Here is a 23,604-nt window from a genome sequence, read left to right on the forward strand (position 1 = left end):
TGTGGGGGTGGGCCGGTTCGCGGGGCGGCCGGGTGGGTTTCGGGGTGTCCTCAAGCGCCGGACGGGCTGATGGGGTTGCCCGCGTTTTGGTCTGTGGCTGCGGAGGGTGGCTCGTTGCCGGGTCGGTGCGGTTCGCGGGCCAGGTGGGTTCCCGGGTGTCCTCAAGCGCCGGACGGGCTGGTGGGGTTCGCGTGGACGGTTGGCGTCCGGGGTGGGGGGGCCTTGGTTGTCCTCAAGCGCCGGACGGGCTGATGGGGTTGCCCGCGTTTTGGTCTGTGGCTGCGGAGGGTGGCTCGTTACCGGGTCGGTGCGGTTCGCGGGCGGCCGGGTGGGTTTCGGGGTGTCCTCAGGCGCCGGACGGGCTGATTGGTTTGCCCGCGTTTCGGCCCTCGGCTTGCGAAGGGTGGCTCGTTGCCGGTTCGCGGTGGCTTGCGGAGGTGGGGACGGGGAGCGCCGGGGGTGGGCCCGGCGCTCTGTCGGTCAGCCGAAGAGCCAGGTGGTGATGCGGGTCCACCAGGTGGTGGGGAGGGGAGAGATCGGGGGCTCGGGGGGTGTGGTGGGACGGGGTGGGCGTGGGGGGCGGGTCCATTCGGTGGGCTTTACCAGCGGGACCGGGGTGAATTCGACCGGAAGGGAAGTGAGGTAGCGGGCCCAGGTGGCCGCGTGCCAGGCGGGTGGGCGGTCCGGGTGGGCCAGGCGGATGTCGGGAAGCCGGCTGTTGAGTGTGTCGATCGCGGTGTCCGTGATCGCTCGGCCGATGTCCTGTCCCGGACACAGGTGCGCGCCGCCGCTGAACGCCAGGTGGGCGCGGTTGTTGTGGACCGGCACGGTGAGGTCGGTACGGATCTGCGGGTCGACGTTGCCGGCCATGACGCCGAGCACGAGGAGATCGCCGGCCTTGATCCGGCGCCCGCCCAACTCGGTGTCCACGAGCGCCCAGCGGCCCGGGATGACCCACAACGGCGGTTCGTCCCAGAGGACTTGTTCGACCGCGTCGGGCAGGGTCAGCCGCGCGCCAGCCAGCGACGCGGCGAATCGGTCGTCGGTCAGGACCACCCGCAGCGTGTTCGCGATCAGCGCGATGGTCAGCTCGTTCGCCGCGACCATGACCAGCCGCAGGTGGTGCAGGACCTCGTCCTCGGACAGCTTGTTCGGGTGCTCGATCAGCCAGGACGGGAAGTCGGCGGCCGGCTCGGCACGTTTGCGGTCGGCCAGGTCGCTCAGCGTGCGCAGAATGAACTCGTTGGATTCGAGCGCGCGTTCGCTCTGCATCATCAGCTCGGCGCTGGCCTCGACCAGACGTGGACCCATCGCGTCGGGCAGACCGTACAACTGCGCGATGACCAGCATCGGCAACTGTTGTGCGAACTGCGCGACCAGGTCGGCGTGGCCGTCCGCGGCGATCCGGTCGATCAGGTCGTGCGCGAGTCGCTGGACGTGCTTGCGGATGCCGCGTCGGTCGAACCGGTCCAGGCTCTCGGTGACCACGGTGCGCAGGCGTTGATGCTCGGCGCCGTCGCTGGACACGCAGTCCGGGCGGTACTCCATGATCGGCAGGATCGTGGCGTCCGGCGGGATCCGGCCCTCGCGCCAGTCGCGCCAGTTGCGCGCGTCCCGGGAGAACCGGCTCGGCGTGCGCATGACTTCCAGGTTCTCCCGGTAGCCCAGCACCAGCCAGCCGGGGAAGTCGCCGTCGACCAGGATCGGCGCGACCGCCCCGTACTCGGCGCGCAACCTCTCGTACGTGGCGCCCGGGTCCGCGATCGTCTCCGGTCCGTACAACCTCGTGATGCCCTCGGTTGCCGTCGCGCCCGCGTGCGCGGGGCAGCCGGGCGGCGGAACGGGGGGAGGAGCGGTCATTGCGTCTCCCGGTTCGTGGTGAGCGTGTAGAGGTATTGCATGAGGGCCATCAGGACGTCCCGACTGGAGCCGCGACTGCGCGCGTCGCAGTCGAGCATGGGTACCGACTCGTCCAGGTCGAGCGCGCTGCGCAGTTCGTCCATGGAGTGCACCGGTGATTCGGGGAACGTGTTGACCGCGACCACGAACGGCACGCCGCGATCCTCGAGCCGGCCCATCACGTCGAAGCACACCTCCAGGCGCCGGGTGTCGACCAGGACCACGGCGCCGAGCGCGCCATCGAACAGGCCGTTCCACAGGAACCAGAAGCGCTCCTGTCCGGGGGTGCCGAACAGGTAGAGGACCAGGCGCTCGTTGAGGCTGATCCGGCCGAAGTCCATCGCCACGGTCGTGGTGGTCTTGGTCTCGATGCCCGCGAGATCGTCGATGCCGACGCCCGCCTGGGTCATCGTCTCCTCGGTGGTGAGCGGCCGGATCTCGCTGACCGCGCCGACCAGCGTGGTCTTGCCGACGCCGAAGCCGCCGACGACGACGACCTTGACCGCGGCGGCGGCCGTCGCCGGCAGCATGTCCTCGGGGCGCGGCCCGGCGAGGGTCTCAGAGCCTTTGTAGTCCATGCATCACCGCCTTGAGCAGATCGATGTCGGGCAACGAGGCGGCCGGGATCGGTGCCCGCGCCTCGAGTTGATTCGTGGTCACCATGTCCGTCAGGACCAGCGTCAGCACGCTGGTCGGCAACCGCATGTGCGCGGAGATCTCGGCCATGGACAAAGGTTGTTCACACATCCGCAGGATCGTCGCGAGCTCGGGGGACATCCCGCGCTCGGGTTCGTGCTTCGCCACGAACAGGGTGACGAGGTCCAACCGGTCCTGTGCCTCCAAGTTTTCCCCGACCAGGTACAGCCGCTCGGGGTGCGGGTCGCGCCGTGAGCGCCTCGGCACACTCACGGAAAGGCCCCGTCGTGGCGCGGCGGACTGGTCAGGTGTTCGCCGATCCGGATCACCAGGTCGCGCATCCGGTGGCCGAGCAGGCCGGTGTCCACCTGACCGTCGGCCAGCACCGCGAGATAGGCCCCCGCGCCGGCGGCCATCATGTAGAAGTAGCCGCCGTTGACCTCGATCACGACCAGCCGCATCCGGCCGTCGCCCTTGGGGAATTCGGACGCGATCGCGGCGGCGAGGCTCTGTAGGCCCGCGCACGCGGCGGCGAGCCGGTCCGCGGTGTCGGCCTCGGTGTTGTGCTGGGCCATCCGCAGGCCGTCGGCGGACAGCAGCACGATGTAGCGCGTGAACGGCACACTCTTCGCCAGGTCGGCGAGCATCCAGTCCATGTTCGGTCGGTACCCCGTCATCGATATCCCCCGTCGCCCCACGAATCGTCCCCGGTCTCGGATCGCCGTTCATTGGACGGCAGTTCGCCGTTGATGCCACTGAGGAACGCGTCCAGTCCGAGCCCCGGGGGCGGATCCTCGACCGGCGCGGGGGCCGGCTTCGACGCGCTCGCGCGGTGCCCGCCGCGCGTTCCCCCGGCGCGCGGCACGGTGCCCAGGTTGCGCCGGCGGCGCTGCGGGAGGCCGTTGGCGCCCAGTTCGGTGCCGACCGGAGTGTCGGTCATCATGTCGTGCAGGGACGGGAGTTCGTCCAGGTGCTGGAGGTGCTCCGGCATCGGGTACATCGGTGGCACGTTCGCGGTGATCTGGTCCTGCGGGATGACCACGACGGCGCGTACGCCGGAGTAGGCCGACGGGCGGAGCATCACCTTGAAGTTGTTGGCGTGCGCGAGTCGGCCCACCACGGTCAGGCCCAGGCGCGGGGTCTCGCCCAGGTCGCCCAGGTTGAGCGCGTCGCCGTCCAGGGAAAGGATGCGCTCGGCGCGGCGGCGGGCCTCCTCGCTCAGGCCGACGCCGGCGTCCTCGATCTCGACGGCGATGCCGGTCTGGACCTCGACGGTGCTCAGGTGCACGGTGGTCGAGGGCGGCGAGTATCGGGTGGCGTTGTCGAGCAGTTCGGCGATCGCGTGGATCAGCGGCTCGACGTGCTGGGCGATGACCGCGACCTCGACGACGGAGTGTAGCTTGACCCGGCGGTAGTCCAGGATGCGCGACATCGCGCCGCGCAGCACGCTGTACATGCCGATGTCGGTTTCCCACTGGCGACCGGGGCGGGCGCCGCCGAGCACGGCGATGCTGTCCGCCATCCGGCCGATCAGCGCGTTGCCGTGGTCCAGGTGCAGGAGGTCGCGGAAGACGACCGGGTCGTCGCCGTGCCGGTCCTCCATGTCCCGCATGTCCTGGGCCTGTTGGTGGATGGTGGCCTGGACGCGGCGGGCGATGTTGACGAACGCGCGCTGGGCGGACTCGCGCATGTCCTCCTCGGCGCTGACGGTGTCGATCACCGAGCGGATCACGTTGCGGTGTGCGACCGCGAACTCGGTCGGGTCGTCCGGCTGCGGGGCGACCTTGCGCATCACCTCCGGGACCGGCTCGCCCATCTGTAGGCGGCCGATGGCCTCCGGGAGCAACTCCTCGGAGAGCCGGACCGTTTCCGCCTCCTGCGCGGCGAGGCGCCGGCGCAGGCCGACCTGTTGCTGCTGGAGTCGCAGGTGCAATTGCGCGATCGTGCGCCCGCGGCGGCCGGCCTCGGCGGCGCACACGGCGACGGCGACGGTCGCGAGTCCACCGCACAGGGCCACCGCGGGACGGGCCTGGGGGGAGACCGCGGCCACGGCCGCGGCCGCGCACACGGCTGTCACGAGGAGGGGGAGGACCCACGCGAGGGCCGGCCGTCGGCCTCCGGGGGACGATCCAGCGAGAACCATCGGCATCCTCGAAAAATGTCGGAAACGAATCGTGCGGGTGTCCTGCGGGGACCGCTCGGCGGGCTGTGCTCGGTCGCCGAGCGGGGGTGCTCGAGTGGGTCCCGTGCGGGCGGGGTCGCGCCCCGGCGGGCAGGGGAAGCACCGTTGCGGGCGCCAGGCTACGCGGACGCGTGGGGCGGATCGGGCGTGTGGCGCACAAGCCCCTCGAACGGGTGAATCGATCGGGATCGGGACATGGCTTCGGCCGAAAGCGGTAGAGGGGCCGGGGTGTTCGCGGTCCGTGCGGGCGGCGGGTGGCGGGCTTCGGGTGCCCTCAACAGGCGGTCGCCGGCTCGCCGGGAACGCGAACGGCCCCGCCTCGCCCGGAGGGCGTGTGCGGGGCCGTGGTGGGACCGTGTGTCGCGGGTCAGTGGTACGGGCGGCCGCTCGGGGTCAGGTGGTCCAGCGAAAGCCCGTTCGCTGGGCGGGAGACCCCGGGGTTGACCGGTCGGCGACTTTCGAGCGGCGGGCGCCGGCTCGCTCGGGAGGGCGAGTGCCCTGGGCGGTTCGCCCGGCGGCGTGGGCGGTGTGCTCGCCGTCGGGCCGCCCGTCGTGGCTACTTCAGGGGAGCCGTGAGCTTGACGTGGTCGTTGCGCTTGAGGAGGCAGGTCAGATCGCGGTCGTTCTCGTTGATCCAACTGCCCGAGGTGGGACGCAGGGTGAGCTTGGACAACGGGAGGTCGCTGTTGCGCGCGGCCGTCGGGGTGACCAATTCGGTGCACTTCCTGCCGGTGTCGTCCTGGAAGGTCATGCTCGTCGGCGACATGTTCGCCGGCAGGGTGAACTCCCCGACCACCTCGGCGTCGTGCGGCGTCGTGCAGGCGACGGTGACGAGCTCCTCGCCCTTCTCCTCGACGCAGTCGCCCTTGTGCAGCTTGATCATCTTGACCTGGCCGCTGCGCTTGGTCGCGGTTCCGGACGGGGTGGCGCCACCGCTACCGCCGCCGGTCGGGCCCGTCGACGGGTCGGACTTCGCCGGGAGGGTCGGCGCCGGCGGCATGGTGATCATCGGCGGCTTGGACTCGGCGGAACTCCCTTTGTCGTCCTTCTTGTCGTCGTCCTTGCCGAGGCAGCCGGTGAGCAGGGCGGAGGCGACCAGGACGGCGGCCGCGGCCGCGGACGCGCGGGTACCGGCGCGACGACGGCGCGCGGGGGTAGGGGACAGCACACCGGAGATCCGGGAAACGCGCATCGGAAATCGAAGCCTCTCGCTGGGAATCGCCCAGAGTCTTTCGGAGGCGGGTGTTCCGGTCTTCAGGGGCTTCCCTTATCTCTGGCCAATGCTGCCAATGCCCTCAATTCCCTACATTTGGGGCGGGTTCTTCGTGCGCTGGTAGTGCCGGGCCACCCGGGCGCGGTTGCCGCAGCCCGCGGAGCACCATTCGCGGCGCGGGTTGTTCTTGACGAAGTGCAGCACGCAGCCCGGGCCGTGACAGGGCCTCAGTTCGCCCCGGTCGGGCCCGGTGACCAGGTCGATCGTGGCGTCCGCGAGCTCGGCCAGCACGGCGGCGATCGGCTCGGCCCGAGTGTGTGTGGTCGCGTTGGGCCAGGTCAGCTCGCGCCAGCGCGGCGCGGCGCGGGTGTACGCGTTGAGGCGGGCCACCGTGTCGGCGGCCGGCGCGGTGTCGGTCGTCGCGGCGTGCAGCAGGGCAGCGACGCACGCGCGCAGGTCCAGCGCCGCGGCCAGGTCCCGCGCGTCCACCGCGAGCAGCGCGGCGTCGGACGGCGGTGCGGTCAGTCGCGGCGCGATATCGCGCAGCCACGCGGCCAGGTGCTCCGGTTCGGCCAGTCCCTCGTGCGGTACGCCGCGCACCGCGTACCGAGTGTTGGCCAGTTCCACCGGAAGTGGCTCGCCGAGCAGGGGCGCGCCGCCGGTGTCGAGGTCCGCGATTCGTGTGCTCACCAAACTAATGGTAGCGGGTGCCGATATCCATGTGGATGTGCGTGCGTCGGTGGTGGTCCGGCTCGGTTCGGACGCCGGGCGCCCCGTCGGTGGACGTACGTTGCCGCGGGTGGATGGCGCTGCATGCGTTATGTGATCCTCTTTGCACACAGCGTGTGGTGTGACGAGGCAGACATCCGCGATGGGAGGGGCGCCGGAAGGGTCGTACGCGCACTTTTGCTGGCTCGTGGGTGTGCAGTTTCGGTGGATTTGGTGGCAATTGTCGAACCCGTGTCGTGGATGGCGGCCCGGGGACGTGTCGGCGGGGGCGGGGCAGGCCGCCTGTCGAGGGGTGGGGCCAGCCCCACCCAGAGAGGGAAGTGGGCACCATGGGGAATGTGTTGCGCGATCCCTAGGTTTGAACCAGACGGGCCGACAGGGCTCGCAGGGGGTCAAGGAGAGTCACGTGAACAACCGCAGCCGGGTCGCAGAGCAGGACACCACTCAGCCGTCGACGCCCGGTACGGTCGCCTCCTTCGCTCGCTTCGTGGTCTTCGGCGGCGGTACCGGACTGGCTTCCAGCGCCGCGCTCGTCGGCCTCTCCGGCCACCTCCCGATCGCCGCCGCCAACGCGGTGGTCACCGTGGCGGGCACGCTCCTGGCCACCGAGTTGCACAGCCGGTTCGCCTTCCGGGCCGGGCGCGCCAACTTCAAGGCGCACGCCCAGGCCGGTGGGTCGGCCGTGGTCGCCTACCTGTTCACCACGGCGGCCGTGCTGGGCCTGCACGCGGTCCAGACCGCGCCGAGCATCATGGTCGAGCAGGGCACCTACCTGGTCGCGTCGGGCGTCGCCGGGCTGGCCCGATTCGCCTTCCTGCGGCTCGCCGTGTTCGCGGCGCCGAAGGCGCGTTCGGCCAAGACCGTGACCACCACCCGCACCCGCGTGCTCGGCCGCGACGCACTGGTGGCCGCCGCCTGACCCGACCGACACGACACCCCCAAGCGCAGGGTCCGCCCCGTGACTCCGGACCGGAGTCACGGGGCGGACCCTATTCCGTGGGCAGCCCCGACTCGCGCAGTCGGCGTCGATGCGGCGGCAACAGAAGTACCTCCAAGGCATCCGCGCACGCCTGGGCCCGGTCGCGGAACCACGGGATGCGCTCGTCGGTCATCACGGCGGGCGTGGACCGCACGGCCAGGGCCGCGTGCGCGTGGCCGGCCCGGTTCAGGATCGGCACCGCCAGGGTGCGTACACCCGGGACCGACTCGCCGTCGTTGAGCGCGTAGCCGACCGCCCGGGCCGCCTGCAGCTGGGCCCGCAACGCCGCCGGGTCCACGATGGTGCGCTCGGTCTGCGGGGCCAGCGGCAGCAGCGGCTCCAGACCGCCGTCCGCCGGATCGGCCCAGGCCAGCAGTACCTTGCCCAGTGCGGTCGAGTGCAGTGGCCGGCGCAGACCGAGCCCGGTGCCGGGCTGGACCGAACTGCCGACCAGGACCAGTGCGTGCCGACCGCTGCGGATGGCCAGGTCGGAGGTCGCCGAGGTGCGCCGGGACAACTGTTCCAACTCGGGCGCGGCGTGGTGCAGGCCGCGCTGGTGGTAGGCGAGCAGGCCGAGTTCGGCGACCACGGGACCCAGCCGGTAGCGGCTGGTGCGGTCGTCCTGATCCAGGAAGCCCGCGCCGACCAGGGTGCGAGCCAGGCGGTGCGCGGTGGACACCGACAGGTCCATCCGGCGGGCGATGTCCGACGCGCTCAGGTCGGTGCCGGTCGCCCGGAAGCAGTGCAGGATGCCCAGGGCACGCTGGACGGCCTGCGCGCCGGAGGGTGCGCGCGGTGCGCTCGGGTCCGCCGCGCCGGCGTGCGCCGCGCGGGTGGGCACCGCGGGTGTGTCCGCCGCGTCCGTGTCCGCCGCGTTCGTGTTCGGCGCGTTTGCATGTGCCGCGGTTGCGTCCACTGGAACCCCCAACTCGCCGTTCGACAGGCGGTTTTCACCATACGGCAAGGCGATCGACCACTGTGGGCCACGATCCGTGCCGGAGAGCATCAAGGTATCCCACATCATGGGAAGGTTTGATCGCGCGGTGCGGATCATGCCAGGATCCCCCCGATGCGCCTTTTGGCGCGCCGGGCGCTCCGCCGGGCGTGCCCGTGATCGACGAAGCAACCGAGAGGGAGGCCCGCGTGTCCGCAGACGCGTTGTACACCGCGCCGTCCTCCACCGCCCGCGCGCTGCTGACCAGCCGCCGGCACATCGACCTCGCGCGCGTCTCCAGCGCCGGCTGTCGCTGACCCACCCCCCGCACCGAACCCCGGTACGCCCGCGCCCGAGCGATCGATCCGATCGACGTCCGGCGTCCGCGCGCTGCCTGATCGATGCCTCTCACGCATAGGTCCCGACCACGCGTGACCCGTTGCCCCCTGCCCGGACCGAGGCGGTCCCGGGTCGATCCGCGCCGTGCCCGACCGGGCCGCGGACCCCCGCCGCCACCAACGCGAACGGAAGTATCGCCATGACCGCCGTGACCGGCGCCCGTCCGGACGAACTGTGGTTCACCCGCTGTCCCGTGCCCACCGCCACCGGCATCGCCGCCGATCTGGGGCTGCTCGACGCCGAGTTCGCGGCCGAGGGCATCACCGTCCGCTCGCTGCAGGACGTCTCCGCCGACGTGGCCGCCGACCACCACTACACGCACGCGCTGCCCGGGCTCTTCCGCGAGGGCGGCAACGTGCCCGCGCTGTGGGCGCGTTCGCGAGGTGAGGCGACCCGGCTGGTCGGACTCACCTGGATCGAGGAGAGCCAGGCGATCCTGGTCCGCGCGGACAGCGGCATCAGCGCGCCCGAGCATCTGCGCGGGCTGCGGCTGGCGATTCCCCGGCACGACATCGCGATCGACTTCTGGCGGGCGATGGCACTGCACGGCTTCGCCGGCGCGCTGTCCCTGGCCGGCGCGACCCTGTCCGACGCACGTCCGGTCGAGGTGCCCGCGGCGCGCGGGATCGGCCAGTGGGAGGCCGAGTTGGCCGCGCTCGGGCGCGGTGACGTGGACGCCGTGTACGTCAAGGGCGCGCTCGCCGTCGAGGCGGCGGCGCGGCACGGCGCGGTCGTGGCGGTCGACCTGGACGCGGCGGTCGACCCGCGAGCGCGGATCAACAACGGCACGCCGCGGCCGATCACCGTGCACCGGAATCTGCTGGACCACCACCCGGACCTCGTCTCCCGCTTCCTCGCGGTGCTGGTCGAGGCGGCCGACTGGGCGCCGGGACATCCCGCCGAGGTGGCTCGGATCCTGGGCGCCGAGACCGGTGCGGGCGCGTTCGGGGTGGCCGGCGCATACCGCGAACTCGGCCCGGACACGCTGCGGATCGACCTCTCCGCCGAGCGCCTGGACCTGCTCGCGCGACAGGAGCGCTTCCTGTACGGACAGGGCTTCCTGGCCGAACCCGTGGACGTGCGCGCGTGGGCGGACCCGGAGCCGCTGCGAGCCGCGCGCGAACTCGCGGACGCGCGACGGACATCGGCCGAGGACGCGCCGCCACCCGAGAACTCCGCCCGCCCCTTCGACGCCGCGCCGTCGCCCGCCGGGCGCGCGCACCCCGAACAGTCGCTCGACCCCGAACCGTCCCGGATATCCACGCTGGAGGCATCCCATGAGTAGCCGACCCCCTCGCCGTCACACCCGTCTGCTGTCCGCCGTCGCGCTCGCGACCGCGACGCTGATCGCGCTGACCGGCTGCGGCTCCTCGTCGAAGGACGCCAAGGCGTCGTCGGCCGCGGGCGACACCAAGACCGGCATCACGCTGCGCATCCCCGACCCGGGCAACAACGGCGTGCTCGCACTCGGCAAGAAGGACGGTTCCCTGGACGCGGCGCTCGCCAAGGTCGGCGCCAAGGTCTCCTGGACCGGCAGTGCGGGCCCGTTCGCACCGGCCGCGCAGGCGATCAACGCCGGCCAACTCGACGTCGCGCTCGGCTCGATCACCTCCGCCGTCGCCGCGCTCGGTCAGAAGCCGAGCTTCAAGCTCTTCGGCGCCACCGCCCCCGACCTGGCGGGCGAGGGCATCCTGGTCAAGAGCGACTCGAAGATCCACTCGATCCGGGACCTGGTCGGCAAGAAGGTGGCCTGCTCGCAGGGCGGCACCAGCGAATACCTGCTGCTGGCCGCGCTCGAACAGGCCGGCATCCCGGCCGACAAGGTCGAGCGGGTCTACCTGCGCGCCGACCAGACCGCGCCGGTGTTCGCCGCCGGCCAGGTCGACGCGTGGGCCACCTGGGCCACCTACTCGGTGCCCGCGCTGGCCTCCGGCAACGCGCGATTCCTCGCCGACGGCCGCGCGCTCGGCTCGGACAACTACTCGGTGTGGGCGGTGCGCAACGCGTTCGCGGACAAGCACCCCGAGGTGGTCAAGGCGTTCTACGCCTACCTGCACGAGGCCGGCACCAAGGAGATCGCCGACCCCGCCGCGTACATCAACGTCTTCACCGACTCCGGCCCCACCGCGTACGGCGCCGAACCCAAGCGCATCCAGACCGACTTCACCCGGCAGGGCGCCACGGTCGAGCCGATCCGACCGGCCGACGTGGAACGCTTCGGCAAGGTCGCCCAGTTCTTCCTGAACCAGAAGGTCACCCCGAGCCTGGTCGACGTCAAGCCGCACCTGCTGGACGTGGCCTCCCTCGCGGGAGCGACCGGATGAGCGCGCCCACGCTGGTCAAGACCGAACCCCGGGTGCGCGAGTACCCCGGTCTGGTCACCCCGCGTCCGCGACTCCCGCGCTCCCGACCGCGCTTCCTCAGCCCCGCGCTGCGGGCGATCGGCCCGCTCGCGCTGGTCGGCGGCTGGGCCTGGGCATCGCACAGCGGAGCGCTCAGCCCGGACCTGCTCGGCTCGCCCGCCGACGTCTTCCGCGCGGCGCGCGAGATGTGGGACAACGGCCAACTCCCGGACGCGCTCCGGGTCTCGCTGGGTCGGGCCGGCCTGGGCCTGGTGTTCGGGCTCACCATCGGCCTGGCCCTGGGCGTACTCACCGGCTTCTCCCGCCTGGGTGAGGAACTCCTGGACTCCACCGTGCAGTTGTTGCGCACCGTGCCGTTCCTCGCGCTGGTCCCGTTGTTCATGGTGTGGTTCGGCATCGGCGAATCGGCCCGGGTGATCCTGATCGCGGTGGCCACCGCGTTCCCGATGTACGTCTCCGCCTCCGGCGGGGTGCGCAACGTGGACCGCAAGCTGGTCGAGGCCATGCGCAGCTTCGGCGTCGGCCGGATCGCGCTGGTGCGCGAGGTGGTCCTGCCGGGCGCGCTGCCCGCGCTGCTCTCCGGGCTGCGGCTGTCCATGACGCTGAGCGTGATCGCGCTGATCGCAGCCGAGGAGATCAACTCCACGGCCGGGATCGGCTATCTGATGAGCCAGGCGCAGAGCTTCTCGCGCACCGACATCCTCACCGTCTGCATCCTGGTCTACGCGATCCTCGGTCTGCTCGCCGACGCCCTGGTGCGCATCCTGGAACGGGTGCTGATGCCTTGGCGCAACCAGGGGCAGGGGGCGGGCCGATGAGCACCGATCGCACCCGCTCCGCCGAGGTCGCGGTACACATCCGGGGGCTGCGCCGGGTGTTCGGCACCCGCGCCGTCCTGGACGGTGTGCACCTGGATATCGCCCGCGGCGAGTTCGTCGCGCTGCTCGGCGCGAGCGGTACCGGCAAGACCACGCTGCTGCGCATCCTCGGCGCGCTCGATCGCAGCGACGGCGGCACGGTCCTGGTCCCCGAGGCCCGCACCATCGTCTTTCAGGAACCGCGACTTGTGCCGTCCAAAAGGGTGTTGGCCAATGTCGTGGTCGGCCTGCCGCGAGGTCGGGCCACCCGCGAGATCGGCCTGCGCGCGCTGACCGAGGTCGGTCTGGAAGGGCATGCCCAGGCCTGGCCGGCGACCCTGTCCGGCGGTGAGGCGCAGCGCGTCGCGCTCGCCCGGGCACTGGTGCGTGAGCCGGAACTGCTGCTTTTGGACGAGCCGTTCGCCGCGTTGGACGCGCTGACCCGGCTGCGCATGCAGGACCTGGTCGGCGAGTTGTGCCGGGTGCATCGGCCTGCCGTGCTGCTGGTCACGCACGATGTGGAGGAGGCGATCCGGCTGGCCGACCGGGTCGCGGTGCTGCGGGACGGAAACCTGGTCACCGACGAGGTGGTCGCGGTGGACCGGCCGCGCGACCCCACCGATCCGGCGTTCGCGGCGCTGCGCCGGCGGTTGCTCGCCGATCTGGGCGTGCGCACGCCGGATTCCGGATCCGCCGGGGCGTCCTTCCACCCCGCCTCGGCCGGCAGCGGCCCGTCTTCCGAGCCTTCCGCGTCTTCCGCGTCGTCCTTCTCCTCGTCCTCTTCCTCGTCCCCGTCTTCGACCGGAGTGATCTGAATGACCGTCACCATCGGTGTCCATGGCAGCAACCCGTCGTTGTACCTGCTCGCGCGGCTGGGCATCCTGGAGCGCGCGTTGGAGCCGCTGGGGGAGAGCGTGACCTGGGTGCCCGTGGAGGGCACCCGGGTGGGCGAACTGCTCGGCGACGGCACGATCGACTTCGGCGGGACCGGTTCGACGCCGCCGATCGTCGGTCAGGCGCAGGGCCACGACATCGTCTACGTCGCGGTGTCCGCGCCGCGTCCCGGGCACGGCGCGTTGCTGGTCGCCGACGAGGGCCCGGTGCGCGCGCCGGCGGACCTCAAGGACGGCACCGTCGTGCTGAGCATCGGTTCGTGGCAGACCCACTTCGTGGCCAAGGCGCTCGCCGACGTCGGGCTGTCCTACCGGGACGACATCACGCCCGTGCGGCCGGTGGCGGGACAGGACCAGGCCGCGCGGCTGCGTTCCGGGGAGATCGCCGGCTGGGTCGCGCAGGGGCCCGAGCTGGTCGCCGCGCTGCGTGAGCCCGGACTTCGGGTGCTGCACCGGGTCGGCGACGTGATCACCGACCGCTCGGTGTTCTTCGCGCGCCGCGCGTTCGCCGAGGAGCGCGCGGAGGTGGCCGCTGTCGTGGTGGCCGCGCTGCGCGAGGCCGACGAGTGGGCCGCGGCGCACCTCGACGAGGCAGCCGGGTTGCACGCGGCCGAGCTGCCGGGCGCGCGGGCGGACTGGGCCGAGGCGCTGGCCGCGCTGCCGTGGCGACTGGAGCCGGTACCGGCCTCGTTCATCGCCGAGCAGCAGGAGGCCGCGGACATCTTCGTGGCGAACGGGTTCATCGACCGACCGATCACGGTGGCCGACGCGCAGGTCGACGCGTTGACGCCGCTGGTCGCCGGGGCGCTCGCGGCGACGGTCGGCGGTGCCCGATGAGCACCGAGGTGTTGTGGTACGTGATCCCGCGTGAGGGGCCGTATCCCTGGGAGCCCGCCGGCCGGCGTCCGGTCGACCTGGCCTACCTCCAGCAACTCGCGGGCGCGGTGGACCGGTTGGGATTCAGCGGCGCGTTGCTGGCGACCGACCTGTACGACGTGTGGTCGCTGGGCAGCGTGGTGGCCGCGGCGGCGCCGACGTTCCGACCGCTGCTCGCGGTGCATCCCGGGCTGATCGCGCCGACATTGCTGGCCAAGATGGCGCTGAGCTTCGAGGCGTTGTTCGGCGCGGGGCGGCTGCGTTTCAACGTGGTCAACGGCTCGACCGAGGGTCTGCGCGAGTACGGGCTGCACCTGGACCACGACGAGCGCTACGAACTCAGCGCCGAGTACTGGTCGATCGTCCGGCGACTGACCTCGGGCGAGGTGTTCGACCACAAGGGGAAGTTCTACGACCTGCGGCAGGCCGGCGCGGGGCTGCGCGAGCTGCACCGGGACGGCGGGCACGTCCCGATGTGGTTCGGCGGCTCGTCGCCGGCCGGCATCGAGATGGCCGCGGAGCACGTCGACGTCTACCTGACCTGGGGCGAACCGCCGCACCTGCTCAAGGAGAAACTGGAGCGGGTCCGCGAGCGGGCCGCCGCGCACGGGCGTTCGTTGCGGATCGGACTGCGGCTGCACCTGATCGTGCGGGACACCGAGAACGAGGCGTGGGCGGCGGCCGATCGGCTGCTGGAGGTGACCAGCCACGCCACCTACGCGCGGCAGTTGGGCCAGGCGGCGGACGCGGACGGGGTGGGCTGGGAGCGGCAGTTCCGCCAGCACGGAGGTCGGGTCCCGGCTCGGGCGCGGGAGTTGGAGGTGTACCCGAATCTGTGGCCCGGGATGGGGCTGTTCCGGCCGGGGCCCGGGACAGCGGTGGTCGGTTCCACGGCTCAGGTGATCGAGCGGTTGCAGGAGTTCGAGGCGATGGGGGTGGACACGTTCATCCTGTCCGGCAACCCCTTGCTGGAGGAGGCGTACCGGATCGGCGAGACGGTGCTGCCGGCGCTGGGGGTGCGGCCTCGGGTGGGGTGAGCGCCGGCGGGGCGGGCGTACGGCGGGGCCTGTACGGCGGAAGACCCCGTCGTACCGCTTGGGCCGCCCGGGCGGCATGGGAGGCTCAGGCGGCCTTGAGCGCGCCGCCGTCGACGAGGTGGTCCGTGCCGGTCACGCTGCCCGCGAGCGGGGAGAGCAGGTAGGCGACCGCGGTCGCCACCTCGGCGGGCTCGACGAAGCGGCCGGTGACCATGCCGGTCGCGCCGGGAAGCGCGGCGAGCAGCTGTTCGTGGGACAGGCCCATGGATGCGGCCAGTTGGGCGCCGTAGCCGTCCGGCGCCTCCCACATCGCGGTGCGCACGGCGCCGGGGGAGACCGTGTTGACCCGGACGCCGCGCGGCCCGAACTCCTCGGCGAGCGCCTTGCCGAACGCGGTCAGCGCGGCCTTGGCGGTGGTGTACGTCACCGGCCCGCCGTGCGGCATTCGGGCGCCGATCGAGGAGATGTTCACGATCGCGCCGCGTGCGTCGAGCAGTGCGGGCAGCGCGGCGCGCGTGGTGCGCACGGTGGCCAGGAAGTTGAGGTCGAACGAGGCGAGCCACTGGTCGTCGGTGAAACTCAGGAAGCCGCCGGTCTGATCGTCGCCGCCCGGGTCGCCGCCGCCGACGTTGTTGACCAGGATGTCGAGCGGGCCGAACTCGGCCGTGGCGCGTTCGGCGAGTCGGATCGGCCCGTCGGGTCGAGCCAGGTCCACGGCCATGGTCAGGGCGCCGGTTCCGGCGAGCTCCGGGGTGAGGGTGCGGGAGGCGGCCAGAACGCGGACGCCCTCGTCGACGAGGGCGGACACGATCGCCAGGCCGATGCCTCGGCTCGCGCCGGTCACCAGGGCGGTCTTTCCGTCGAGACGCAGATCCATGAGGGCTCCTTGGGTAGTGCCGTGCTGCCTGCCGCGAAGCACTAAGTAGTGCTTCGTTGATGCATTGAAGTTAGAACATGCATCACCGATGTTGCAAGTAGTCGTTGAGTGGCGACTTTGTCGTACAGTTCGATGGTGACTTCGAAGGCGAGTGGTACCGGGGATCGCACGCGACCGCTGCGCGCGGACGCGGAGCGGACCGTGCGCGCGATCCTGGAGGCGGCCGAGCGGGTGCTGAGCGCCGATCCGGCGGCCACGATGGAGCAGGTCGCCGAGGCGGCCGGGGTGGCCAGGACGACGGTGCACCGTCGGTTCGCCACCCGCGAGGCGCTGATCGCGGCGATGAGTGTGTGGGCTGCCCGACAGTTCCACGACGCGGTGACGGCCGGGCGGCCGGAGACCACGCCGCCCGCCGTCGCGCTGTACCAGGTCACCGCGAACGTGCTGCGGGTGAAGCTCGCGTGGGGCTTCGCGATGACCGCGCGGCGCACCGACGACGCCGAGGTGGCGCACGTGCACGCCGACGTGCGCGACCGGTGCGATCGGCTCTTCCGGCGGGCCAGGGAGGCCGGAGTGCTGCGTGCGGACGTCGACCTGGACTGGACCCGGCGGGTGTACTACGCGCTGATCCACGAGGCCGCGCAGGAGGACCGCGGCGAGGACGCGGACGCGCTCGCGACCCGGATCGTGGACACCCTGCTGCGTGGATTCGGCGGGCCCGACGGCGCCTTGGCGCGATGAGCCGGGCCGGCCGGCCCCCGTGTACGGTGTGCCCGCCGGTCCCCGATCGAGAGGTTTGTCGTGACCCTGGCCGTGGCCCACCGAGGCGACCCCCGGCGTTTTCGAGAGAACACCCTGCCGTCGTTGGCGAGCGCCCTCGACCAGGGCGCCGACCTGGTCGAGATCGACCTCGAGATCACCCGGGACGGGCACCTGGTGCTCCTGCACGACGCGACGCTGCGTCGGTTGTGGTGGCGCAACGCGCGGGTCCGGGACCTGACGTTGGCTCAGGTCCAGGAGATCGGCCGGCGCGGGAAGTACCGGGTGCCCAGCTTCGGCGAGGCATTGGAGCTGATCAAGGGCACCCGGGGCGGGTTGATGGTCGACTTCGGCGAGATCGAACTGGCCGAACCGGCCGTCGACGCGGTCGACCGGCACGGAGTGAACGAGCGGATCCTGTACGTCGGCGGGCCGGTCGCGATGAGCCGGGTGCGCGAGCACGCCGCGCACGCGCACATCGGGCTCAGCGGCGACTCGTTCGCACGTGTGCCGGACGCGGCGGTGCTGCGCGATCTGCGGCCGGAGTACATCAACCTGCGCTGGCGGGCGTACGACGCGGCCTCGGTCGAGCGTTGTCATGCGGACGGTTATCTGGTGAGCGCGTGGACGGTGGACTCGCCGCGGGTGATGCGCCGGCTGGTGGCGATGGGCGTGGACATGATCATCAGCAATCGCGTCGGGCGACTGCTCGGTGTGCTTGCGGAGGGGCAGGGCTGAGCCCGCGGGGCCGGCGGCCGGACGGGACGGCGGGGCCGAGCGGAATGGTGCCGCGCGGGAGGTCGTCGCGGAGGTCTCGTGTGCGGCGGTTACCGTGGCGGGGCAGTCCGGGCGCGTACCCCGGTGGTCTGCTCCGCCCCGACGCGAGGAACCGTGATGACCGAACCAGCCCCGGAGCCCGGCGCGTCCGCGCCGTCCGCGCCTGTTCCCGCGACCGCTTCGCCCGCGGCGGTATCGCGGCGGCCTCGGGAGACGCAGAAGCAGACCGAGAAGGGCATCCTGATCTGGCTCTGCTTCTTCCTGTTCGTCACGCACATCATCGGCGGCGTGTTCTGGCTCGCGTTCCACTATCTGGGCGAGTAGTGGCGGGCTCCCCCGAGGGTTTCCCTCGACGGGTTCGCGGGGCGGGCCTGCGGGGCGGAGAGCGCGCCGTCAGTGGCCCGCCGGTTTCGGGCGGCCGGCGCGGGCGAGTTCGCGGGCGTGCCGGATGGCGCCGCGCGTGTCCGGGAAGACCAGGTGGTCCCGGCGCAGATGCTCGGCGATCCGCAGCGCGTCCAAGACCTGATCATGGTCCGGCTGGACGCCGGAGAGCAGTACGGTGACGCCGCGCACCTCCAGGTCGGTGATCGCCTCGCCCAGGACGCCGGCGCCGGTCGCGTCGATCGCGGTCACCCGGGACATCCGCAGGACGACCACCCGGACGTCCTGTACTTCGGACAACCGGGTCAGCAGGCGGTGCGCGGCCGGGAAGAACAGTGGCCCGTCCAGGCGGAACACCGCGACGTGGCCGGTCGAGGGTGGCCCGGGCGTGCCGTGAGTCCCGGCCCGGGCGTCCTCCTCCGCGTCGTCGGCGGGGATCGGTACCGGTTCCAGTCGGGCCGAGCGGGTCACCTGGCGCAGCGCCAGGACGACGGCGAGGGCGATGCCGATCACCACCGCGGTGACCAGGTCCACCGCGACGGTCACCACGAACGTCACCACGAGCACCGCGGCGTCGGCGCGCGTGGAGCGGGCCAGCGCGGCCAGTGAGGAGACCTGGACCATGCGCACGCAGGTGGCCAGCAGTACGCCCGCCAGTGCGGGCAGCGGGATGTGCGAGACCAGGCCGGCCGCGCTGAAGACGATCACCGCGAGCACGACGGCGTGGGTGAGCGCGGCGAGCCGGGAGGACGCGCCGGCGCGGACGTTGACGGCGGTTCGGGCGATGGCCGCGGTGGCCGGTACGCCGCCGAACAGGGGCGTGGCCAGATTGGCGATGCCCTGGCCGAGGAGTTCGCGATCGGGGTCGTGACGTTGGCCGGTCGTCATCCCGTCGGCCACGCTCGCGCACAGGAGCGACTCGAGGCCGGCCAGGGCGGCGACGGCCAGGGCGGAGGGGAGCAGCACGACCAGCATCGACGCGTCGAGGAAGGCCAGGGACGGGGCGGGCAGGCCGTTGGGCAGGCTGCCGATGCGGGCCACGTCGAGGGTGGGCAGGGCCTCGGCCAGGAGGGTCGCGGCGGCCACCGCGAGCAGCGAGAACGGTACGCCCGGCCGCCATCGCGCGCCGACCAGGAGCAGCGCGGCTACGCCGAGGGCCATCGCGGGCGCGTCCGCGTCCGGGTGTTCGAGAAAGCGGAGGGTGGCGTGCCCGGCGACCTGCCACACCTTCTCGCCCTCGCCGGCCGCGCCCAACGCGGCGGGCACCTGCTGGAGGGCGATCACCACGGCGATGCCTGCGGTGAAGCCCTCGATGACCGGCAGCGGCAGGTACTTCGCGGCCCGGCCCAGGCGTAGTACGGCGACCACGACCAGCAGTACGCCGGCCATCAGGCCGACCATCAACACGCCGTCGGTGCCGTGGCGTTGCACGACCGGGACCAGGACCACGGTCATCGCCCCGGTCGGTCCGGACACCTGGAGGTTGGACCCGCCGAACACCGCCGCCAGCGCGCCCGCGACCACCGCCGTCACCAGCCCGGCCTGCGCGCCGACGCCCGACGCCACGCCGAACGCCAACGCCAGTGGCAACGCGACCACCGCGACGGTGAGACCGGCCAGCAGATCCCGCCCCGGCGCGCGGCGTATCGCCGGCAGATCACCGGGCCCCGGCAACAATCCGGCGACCCGGCCCCATCCCCTGAAGAACGCTTCCATCAACGCCCTGACCTCTCGTCGGCCGAGGCGACCCCGCACCCGTTCGGGCATGCCGAATCGCCATACCCCGCACACCGGTTCGTGTGCCGCGTACCCGGCCCAGATCCGGGCGCCCGGGTCAGGGCGCCGTCGCATCGCCCTCACACGTGGGGGCGCGGACCCCTCGCGGGGCCGTGGGAGATCGGGTGTCGTGTGATCCGTGTCGTCAGGTGGTCCACATCCGGCGAACGCGCGAATCGCGGCGCGGCCCCATGGCGGGGGCACTCTCGCCTCTACGCCGACCCTAGCAAGAAGTGATGATCAAAATAACCGATAGTCCTACATCCATCACGTTCCGCACCCAACCACCACGCAACCCCTGGCGGGGGCGAGACGAGACGGGCGCGGGGCGGGGCGGGACGGTGAGGGGCGGGGCGGGACGGTGAGGGGCGGGGCGGGACGGGTGCGGGGACGGGCGGAGAGGGACGGGGCGGGCGGGGCGGTGAGGGGCCGGTTGGGGCGAGGCGGTGGCGGTGGATGCGGCTTGGGGTGGGGCGATGCCCGCGAACGCAACCGAGCGAGTCGGCCGGCGAGCCTTGGGCCCCGGGTCGGCGTGCAGGGGTTCGCATGGCGGGTTGGGGTGGTGGGTGCGGCTTGAGACTGGACTTAATGCCCTTGGCCACAGCCGAGCAACCTGGCCGGCGAGCCTCGGCCCCGGGTCGGTGCGTAGGGGCTCGCATGGCGGGTCGAGGTGGGGCGCAGTGTCCCTGAGCGCGGCCGTGCAATCCGGTGGGCGAGCCTTGCTCCGGGGCGGTGTGTAGGGGTTCGCATGGCGGGGCGGGGTCGTGGGTGCGGTTTGGGGTGGGGCGCAGTGTCCCTGAGCGCGGCCGTGCAATCCGGTGGGCGAGCCTTGGGCTCCGGGGCGGTGTGTAGGGGTTCGCATGGCGGGGCGGGGGAGGGGCGTTTGGCGGGGCGACGGGTGGGTTCCGGCGAGGGAATTGCCCACGATGCGGCCGGCGATTGCCGGTGTGGGAGTCCGGATTTGTAGGGTGTGCCGCATGACCCCGGGTGTACCTGGCAGACGCGTGATCGACGGCCGCTTCGAGTTGCTGGAGCGGCTCGGTGGTGGCGGCATGGGATTGGTCTGGCGGGCGCGTGACCTGGCGCTGGAACGCGAGGTCGCGCTCAAGGAGGTCCGGCCGCCGGACCCGGCGCTGCTGGAGGACGATCCGACCGCCGCGCGGATGTTGCGCGAGCGGGTGCTGCGCGAGGCCAGGTCGCTGGCCCGGCTGAATCACCCACACGTGGTGACGATCCATCACATCGTGGATGCCGCCGAGGTTCCGCACCCGTGGCTGGTGATGGAGCTGGTTCCGGGCGGCTCGCTGCACGACCGGTTGACGGCCGGGCCGATCCCGCCCGTCGAGGCCGCCGCGATCGGCCGGGGCGTGCTGTCCGCGCTGAGCGCCGCGCACGCGGCCGGGATCCACCACCGCGACGTCAAGCCGGGCAACGTTTTGCTGCGCGCCGACGGCAGCCCGGTGCTGACCGACTTCGGTATCGCCGCGCTGCGCGAGTCGACGAGTCTGACCGCGACCGGGGACCTGATCGGCTCACCCGAGTACATCGCGCCCGAGCGCATCCGCGGCGAGGAGGACAACGCCGCGTCCGACCTGTGGTCGCTGGGGATGATGTTGTACGTGGCGGTCGAGGGGCAACATCCGCTGCGTCGGGCGACCAGCCTGGCCACGCTCGCCGCGGTGTTGACCGAGACGGTGCCGGCGCCGATCCGCGCGGGTGCGCTGACCCCGGTCCTGGAGGCGCTGCTGGTCCGCGATCCCGCGGCCCGCCCGGACGCGGCGCACCTGGACCGGCTCTTGGCCGAGGCGGCCGGCGAGCCGACCGGGCGGCCCTCGTCACAACACACCACCTCGGCGCTGCCGGTCGCCGACGCCCTCGCCTGGCAGCCGGCCGACCTCGGCGGCGGTCGCGCGGCGGACACCGGACCGGCCTGGTCGGGCGCGGACCGGGTCGGCGCGGAGGCGAACTCCGGTTCCTGGCAGGCATCGTCGACCCCGCCGCCGTCGTCCGTACCGCCTTCCTCGCGCTATGCGACGCCGTTCACCCCGGCCGAACCGCAATCGCCGGACCGGCAGCGGGCCCGCCGCACCCGGATCATCGCCGGTTCGGCGGTCGGCACCGCCCTGGTCGGCGGGTTGGTCGCGCTGGTCCTGGCCTCCCAACTGGGCGACACGGGTTCGGACTCGGACAAGAAGGCCGGCGCCGGCAAGCAGGGCAGCGACAGCGCGCGCCCCACCCCGTCGCCCTCCGTGCCGGGAATCCCGGTGGACTCGATACCCACCCGGCCGTCGGCGACGCGCACCACCAAGCCCCCCGCGGAGACGGTGAACCTGCTCACCCCCACCGCCATCCGCGGCCTGATCGAGGCGATGGCCCCGGTGATCGGGGGCACCAAGGTCAAGGAACTCAACGTCTACGACAAGTACGCCTTCACGGAGGCGCCCGTCGCCGGCAACGCCCGCCTGTACGACCGCTTCTCCTACCGCGACGGCGTCACCAAGAAGGAATCCGGCTCCGGGACCGACCGGGACGACAAGACCATCGACCTGACGAAGGTCAACTGGGACGCGCTCCCGGCACTGATGGCCAAGGCCGACAAGGAACTGGGCATCACCACGCCCAAGAACCACTACGTGATCCTGGACATCGGACTGATCGACCGGGTGCCGGCGCTGAAGATCTACGTCAGCGACGACTACGGGGGCGGCTATCTGCGGGCCGACCTGGACGGCAAGGTCGTCAAGATGTACCCGCGCTGAGCGGCGCACCGTGCAAGGCCGGTGCCGGCCGGGCCGCGAAGGGCCCGGCCGGCGGGAAGCGGCCGACGGAAGCGGTCGGGTCAGCGGTCGTAGCAGAGCACCCGCGCCTGGCCCGCGGCCAGGTGCGCGTACGTCTTGTCCGAACCCACCCAGTCCTCGCCCCGGTTGACCATGCGCAGCACGACCTTGCCGTCCTTGACCGGCAGGCTCACGCCCTGGATCCAGGCGCCGCGGTGCGCGGTCTGGTCGACGGTGAAGGTGGACCGGACCGGAGCGGAACCGCTGTCGGTGTCCAGCACCTGGTAGAACGCGGGCTTGCCGGCCGCGTCGCGCCAGGTGGAGCCGCCGGGCACGTACACCTGCACCGAGCAACTCTTGGCCTTGGCACCGGCGTTCCAGGTCCATACCGCCGCGACGCCGGCATCGTCCTTGGTCTTGGAACCGGACATCGGGATCGCCCAGAAGTCGTCCCCGCACCCGGCCGTGCCCAGGCCGCCGCTGCCGACCTTGTACCAGCCTTCCTTGCCGTCGCTGTAGTCGCCCTGTACCCGGAACCCGGCGCCCGAGTTCGAACAACCCAGCCCGGCATAGCCGTTGTAGACCTGCTGCGGCCCCTGGGCCGGGGCGACCGGCGGCTTGGCCGGAGTGCTCGGCGGCGGCACCGGCGGCTTGGCCCCCGACGTGCTGCCGCCACTGCCACCGCCGGCGACCGGACCGCCCGGAGTGGACCCGCCGGCCCCGGGGACGGTGGAACCGCCGCCGCCACCACCGCCCCCGCCGCCACCCGCGCCACCGCCGGCCACCGCGCCACCGCCCCCGCCGGCCGCACCGCCGTTGTAGGCCACCGAGCCGCCCGCCCCGGTGCCCGGCACGCCGCCCGGCTGGTAGCCGACCGGCGCACCGCCGGGCGGACCCTGCGGTGCGACGGGCGTGCCGTCGGCACCGACCGGAACCCCCTCGACCGGGGCCGGTTCGGCGCTACCCGGGGAGCCCCAGCCGGCGGGAGTGCCCGGCAACGCGGCGTTCGCCGCGACGTGTTGCACATCGCGGCGCGGGTGCGAGGGGGTGGTGCCAGGCGCGGCCAGCAGCGGCACCAGCACGATCGCGCCGGTGGTCAGCGCCGCGGCGCCGCCGATCGTGCCCCAGACCCGCAGGCCGGGCACCGGGCCTCGGGCGCCTGCGCCGGGTCGGCGGGCGAAGGTGGCCGCGAAGCCGTTCGGGTCGTCGGGGGAACCACCGTTGTGCGGGCGGTTGTTGGCGGGCACGGGGACTCCAGGT

Annotated in this window: 23 protein-coding genes; 12 read left to right on the top strand and 11 right to left on the bottom strand. The window is 72.4% G+C overall.

The genetic code is table 11. The annotated features are described in order from the left end of the window. Nucleotides 1-480 precede the first annotated feature (480 nt). From ACIBSV_RS17550 to ACIBSV_RS17580, 7 genes are all read right to left on the bottom strand, one after another. A complete protein-coding gene (locus ACIBSV_RS17550) occupies nucleotides 481-1,860 on the bottom strand; it encodes a cytochrome P450 (RefSeq protein ID WP_395863843.1) in 1,380 nt (459 codons plus the stop codon). Continuing rightward, a complete protein-coding gene (locus ACIBSV_RS17555; protein WP_395863845.1) occupies nucleotides 1,857-2,477 on the bottom strand; it encodes a GTP-binding protein in 621 nt (206 codons plus the stop codon). The genes ACIBSV_RS17550 and ACIBSV_RS17555 overlap by 4 nt, the downstream gene beginning before the upstream one ends. Further along, nucleotides 2,458-2,808: a DUF742 domain-containing protein gene (locus ACIBSV_RS17560; protein WP_395863847.1), complete on the bottom strand. Its 351-nt coding sequence runs from the start codon at nucleotides 2,806-2,808 to the stop codon at nucleotides 2,458-2,460. Before ACIBSV_RS17560 ends, ACIBSV_RS17555 begins: the two co-directional genes overlap by 20 nt. Then, on the bottom strand, nucleotides 2,805-3,191 hold the full coding sequence (locus ACIBSV_RS17565; protein WP_395863849.1) for a roadblock/LC7 domain-containing protein: 387 nt from the start codon (nucleotides 3,189-3,191) through the stop codon (nucleotides 2,805-2,807). Before ACIBSV_RS17565 ends, ACIBSV_RS17560 begins: the two co-directional genes overlap by 4 nt. A 17-nt stretch (nucleotides 3,192-3,208) precedes the next feature. Next, nucleotides 3,209-4,612, bottom strand: coding sequence for a sensor histidine kinase (locus tag ACIBSV_RS17570; protein WP_395863851.1), 1,404 nt, complete (start codon nucleotides 4,610-4,612; stop codon nucleotides 3,209-3,211). 661 nt (nucleotides 4,613-5,273) lie between these two features. Beyond that, a complete protein-coding gene (locus ACIBSV_RS17575; protein ID WP_395863853.1) occupies nucleotides 5,274-5,909 on the bottom strand; it encodes a septum formation family protein in 636 nt (211 codons plus the stop codon). 111 nt (nucleotides 5,910-6,020) lie between these two features. Further along, complete coding sequence (locus ACIBSV_RS17580) at nucleotides 6,021-6,620, bottom strand: CGNR zinc finger domain-containing protein (RefSeq protein WP_395863855.1); 600 nt, start codon at nucleotides 6,618-6,620, stop codon at nucleotides 6,021-6,023. A gap of 445 nt (nucleotides 6,621-7,065) precedes the next feature. Between ACIBSV_RS17580 and ACIBSV_RS17585 the strand changes: the two genes are divergently transcribed. After that, nucleotides 7,066-7,578 (top strand): hypothetical protein, encoded by a 513-nt coding sequence (locus tag ACIBSV_RS17585; protein WP_395863857.1) that lies wholly within the window; start codon nucleotides 7,066-7,068, stop codon nucleotides 7,576-7,578. Nucleotides 7,579-7,648: 70 nt separating this feature from the next. On the opposite strand, the gene ACIBSV_RS17590 is transcribed toward ACIBSV_RS17585, so the two are convergent. Then, nucleotides 7,649-8,479 carry an IclR family transcriptional regulator gene (locus ACIBSV_RS17590; RefSeq protein ID WP_395864071.1) on the bottom strand — a complete coding sequence of 277 codons (831 nt, stop codon included), beginning with the start codon at nucleotides 8,477-8,479 and terminating at the stop codon, nucleotides 7,649-7,651. A 302-nt stretch (nucleotides 8,480-8,781) separates the two neighbouring features. On the opposite strand from ACIBSV_RS17590, the gene ACIBSV_RS17595 reads away from it, so the two are divergent. The 7 genes from ACIBSV_RS17595 to ACIBSV_RS17625 all read left to right on the top strand — a co-directional run bounded on the left by ACIBSV_RS17595 (nucleotide 8,782) and on the right by ACIBSV_RS17625 (nucleotide 14,997). Continuing rightward, nucleotides 8,782-8,889: a putative leader peptide gene (locus ACIBSV_RS17595; protein ID WP_395863859.1), complete on the top strand. Its 108-nt coding sequence runs from the start codon at nucleotides 8,782-8,784 to the stop codon at nucleotides 8,887-8,889. 221 nt (nucleotides 8,890-9,110) lie between these two features. Continuing rightward, a complete protein-coding gene (locus tag ACIBSV_RS17600) occupies nucleotides 9,111-10,256 on the top strand; it encodes an ABC transporter substrate-binding protein (protein WP_395863861.1) in 1,146 nt (381 codons plus the stop codon). Next, on the top strand, nucleotides 10,249-11,295 hold the full coding sequence (locus ACIBSV_RS17605) for an ABC transporter substrate-binding protein (RefSeq protein ID WP_395863862.1): 1,047 nt from the start codon (nucleotides 10,249-10,251) through the stop codon (nucleotides 11,293-11,295). Before ACIBSV_RS17600 ends, ACIBSV_RS17605 begins: the two co-directional genes overlap by 8 nt. Next, a complete protein-coding gene (locus ACIBSV_RS17610; protein ID WP_395863864.1) occupies nucleotides 11,292-12,152 on the top strand; it encodes an ABC transporter permease in 861 nt (286 codons plus the stop codon). The genes ACIBSV_RS17605 and ACIBSV_RS17610 overlap by 4 nt, the downstream gene beginning before the upstream one ends. Continuing rightward, a complete protein-coding gene (locus tag ACIBSV_RS17615) occupies nucleotides 12,149-13,006 on the top strand; it encodes an ABC transporter ATP-binding protein (protein WP_395863866.1) in 858 nt (285 codons plus the stop codon). The genes ACIBSV_RS17610 and ACIBSV_RS17615 overlap by 4 nt, the downstream gene beginning before the upstream one ends. Continuing rightward, entirely contained in the window at nucleotides 13,007-13,921 is a 915-nt protein-coding gene (locus ACIBSV_RS17620; RefSeq protein WP_395863868.1) for an ABC transporter substrate-binding protein, read from the top strand. Next, entirely contained in the window at nucleotides 13,918-14,997 is a 1,080-nt protein-coding gene (locus ACIBSV_RS17625; RefSeq protein ID WP_395863870.1) for an LLM class flavin-dependent oxidoreductase, read from the top strand. Before ACIBSV_RS17620 ends, ACIBSV_RS17625 begins: the two co-directional genes overlap by 4 nt. An 85-nt stretch (nucleotides 14,998-15,082) precedes the next feature. Here the strand turns inward: ACIBSV_RS17625 and ACIBSV_RS17630 are convergent, their stop codons facing one another. Beyond that, complete coding sequence (locus ACIBSV_RS17630; protein ID WP_395863872.1) at nucleotides 15,083-15,874, bottom strand: SDR family NAD(P)-dependent oxidoreductase; 792 nt, start codon at nucleotides 15,872-15,874, stop codon at nucleotides 15,083-15,085. Nucleotides 15,875-16,009: 135 nt separating this feature from the next. Here ACIBSV_RS17630 and ACIBSV_RS17635 point away from each other — a divergent pair, with 135 nt between their 5' ends. The 3 genes from ACIBSV_RS17635 to ACIBSV_RS17645 all read left to right on the top strand — a co-directional run bounded on the left by ACIBSV_RS17635 (nucleotide 16,010) and on the right by ACIBSV_RS17645 (nucleotide 17,734). Further along, on the top strand, nucleotides 16,010-16,615 hold the full coding sequence (locus tag ACIBSV_RS17635; RefSeq protein WP_395863874.1) for a TetR/AcrR family transcriptional regulator: 606 nt from the start codon (nucleotides 16,010-16,012) through the stop codon (nucleotides 16,613-16,615). A 60-nt stretch (nucleotides 16,616-16,675) separates the two neighbouring features. Next, the gene (locus ACIBSV_RS17640; protein WP_395863876.1) at nucleotides 16,676-17,371 is read left to right on the top strand and encodes a glycerophosphodiester phosphodiesterase; all 696 of its coding nucleotides are present in this window, start codon (nucleotides 16,676-16,678) and stop codon (nucleotides 17,369-17,371) included. Between the two features lie 156 nt (nucleotides 17,372-17,527). Further along, entirely contained in the window at nucleotides 17,528-17,734 is a 207-nt protein-coding gene (locus ACIBSV_RS17645; RefSeq protein WP_395863878.1) for a hypothetical protein, read from the top strand. A gap of 69 nt (nucleotides 17,735-17,803) precedes the next feature. On the opposite strand, the gene ACIBSV_RS17650 is transcribed toward ACIBSV_RS17645, so the two are convergent. Then, the gene (locus ACIBSV_RS17650; RefSeq protein WP_395863880.1) at nucleotides 17,804-19,507 is read right to left on the bottom strand and encodes a SulP family inorganic anion transporter; all 1,704 of its coding nucleotides are present in this window, start codon (nucleotides 19,505-19,507) and stop codon (nucleotides 17,804-17,806) included. A gap of 1,037 nt (nucleotides 19,508-20,544) precedes the next feature. Between ACIBSV_RS17650 and ACIBSV_RS17655 the strand changes: the two genes are divergently transcribed. Beyond that, the gene (locus tag ACIBSV_RS17655; RefSeq protein WP_395863882.1) at nucleotides 20,545-22,326 is read left to right on the top strand and encodes a protein kinase; all 1,782 of its coding nucleotides are present in this window, start codon (nucleotides 20,545-20,547) and stop codon (nucleotides 22,324-22,326) included. A gap of 80 nt (nucleotides 22,327-22,406) precedes the next feature. Here the strand turns inward: ACIBSV_RS17655 and ACIBSV_RS17660 are convergent, their stop codons facing one another. Beyond that, entirely contained in the window at nucleotides 22,407-23,591 is a 1,185-nt protein-coding gene (locus tag ACIBSV_RS17660; RefSeq protein WP_395863884.1) for a hypothetical protein, read from the bottom strand. Between the last annotated feature and the right edge of the window lie 13 nt (nucleotides 23,592-23,604).

The sequence above is a fragment of the Embleya sp. NPDC050154 genome, assembly GCF_044460165.1.
Lineage (GTDB): Bacteria > Actinomycetota > Actinomycetes > Streptomycetales > Streptomycetaceae > Embleya.

Bases quoted from the DNA above. Each gene is read 5' to 3' on its own strand.
- ACIBSV_RS17550 (WP_395863843.1), bottom strand. From the start codon at position 1,860: ATGACCGCTCCTCCCCCCGTTCCGCCGCCCGGCTGCCCCGCGCACGCG.
- ACIBSV_RS17555 (WP_395863845.1), bottom strand. From the start codon at position 2,477: ATGGACTACAAAGGCTCTGAGACCCTCGCCGGGCCGCGCCCCGAGGAC.
- ACIBSV_RS17565 (WP_395863849.1), bottom strand. From the start codon at position 3,191: ATGGACTGGATGCTCGCCGACCTGGCGAAGAGTGTGCCGTTCACGCGC.
- ACIBSV_RS17575 (WP_395863853.1), bottom strand. From the start codon at position 5,909: ATGCGCGTTTCCCGGATCTCCGGTGTGCTGTCCCCTACCCCCGCGCGC.
- ACIBSV_RS17600 (WP_395863861.1), top strand. From the start codon at position 9,111: ATGACCGCCGTGACCGGCGCCCGTCCGGACGAACTGTGGTTCACCCGC.
- ACIBSV_RS17605 (WP_395863862.1), top strand. From the start codon at position 10,249: ATGAGTAGCCGACCCCCTCGCCGTCACACCCGTCTGCTGTCCGCCGTC.
- ACIBSV_RS17610 (WP_395863864.1), top strand. From the start codon at position 11,292: ATGAGCGCGCCCACGCTGGTCAAGACCGAACCCCGGGTGCGCGAGTAC.
- ACIBSV_RS17615 (WP_395863866.1), top strand. From the start codon at position 12,149: ATGAGCACCGATCGCACCCGCTCCGCCGAGGTCGCGGTACACATCCGG.
- ACIBSV_RS17620 (WP_395863868.1), top strand. From the start codon at position 13,007: ATGACCGTCACCATCGGTGTCCATGGCAGCAACCCGTCGTTGTACCTG.
- ACIBSV_RS17625 (WP_395863870.1), top strand. From the start codon at position 13,918: ATGAGCACCGAGGTGTTGTGGTACGTGATCCCGCGTGAGGGGCCGTAT.
- ACIBSV_RS17630 (WP_395863872.1), bottom strand. From the start codon at position 15,874: ATGGATCTGCGTCTCGACGGAAAGACCGCCCTGGTGACCGGCGCGAGC.
- ACIBSV_RS17645 (WP_395863878.1), top strand. From the start codon at position 17,528: ATGACCGAACCAGCCCCGGAGCCCGGCGCGTCCGCGCCGTCCGCGCCT.
- ACIBSV_RS17650 (WP_395863880.1), bottom strand. From the start codon at position 19,507: ATGGAAGCGTTCTTCAGGGGATGGGGCCGGGTCGCCGGATTGTTGCCG.
- ACIBSV_RS17655 (WP_395863882.1), top strand. From the start codon at position 20,545: ATGACCCCGGGTGTACCTGGCAGACGCGTGATCGACGGCCGCTTCGAG.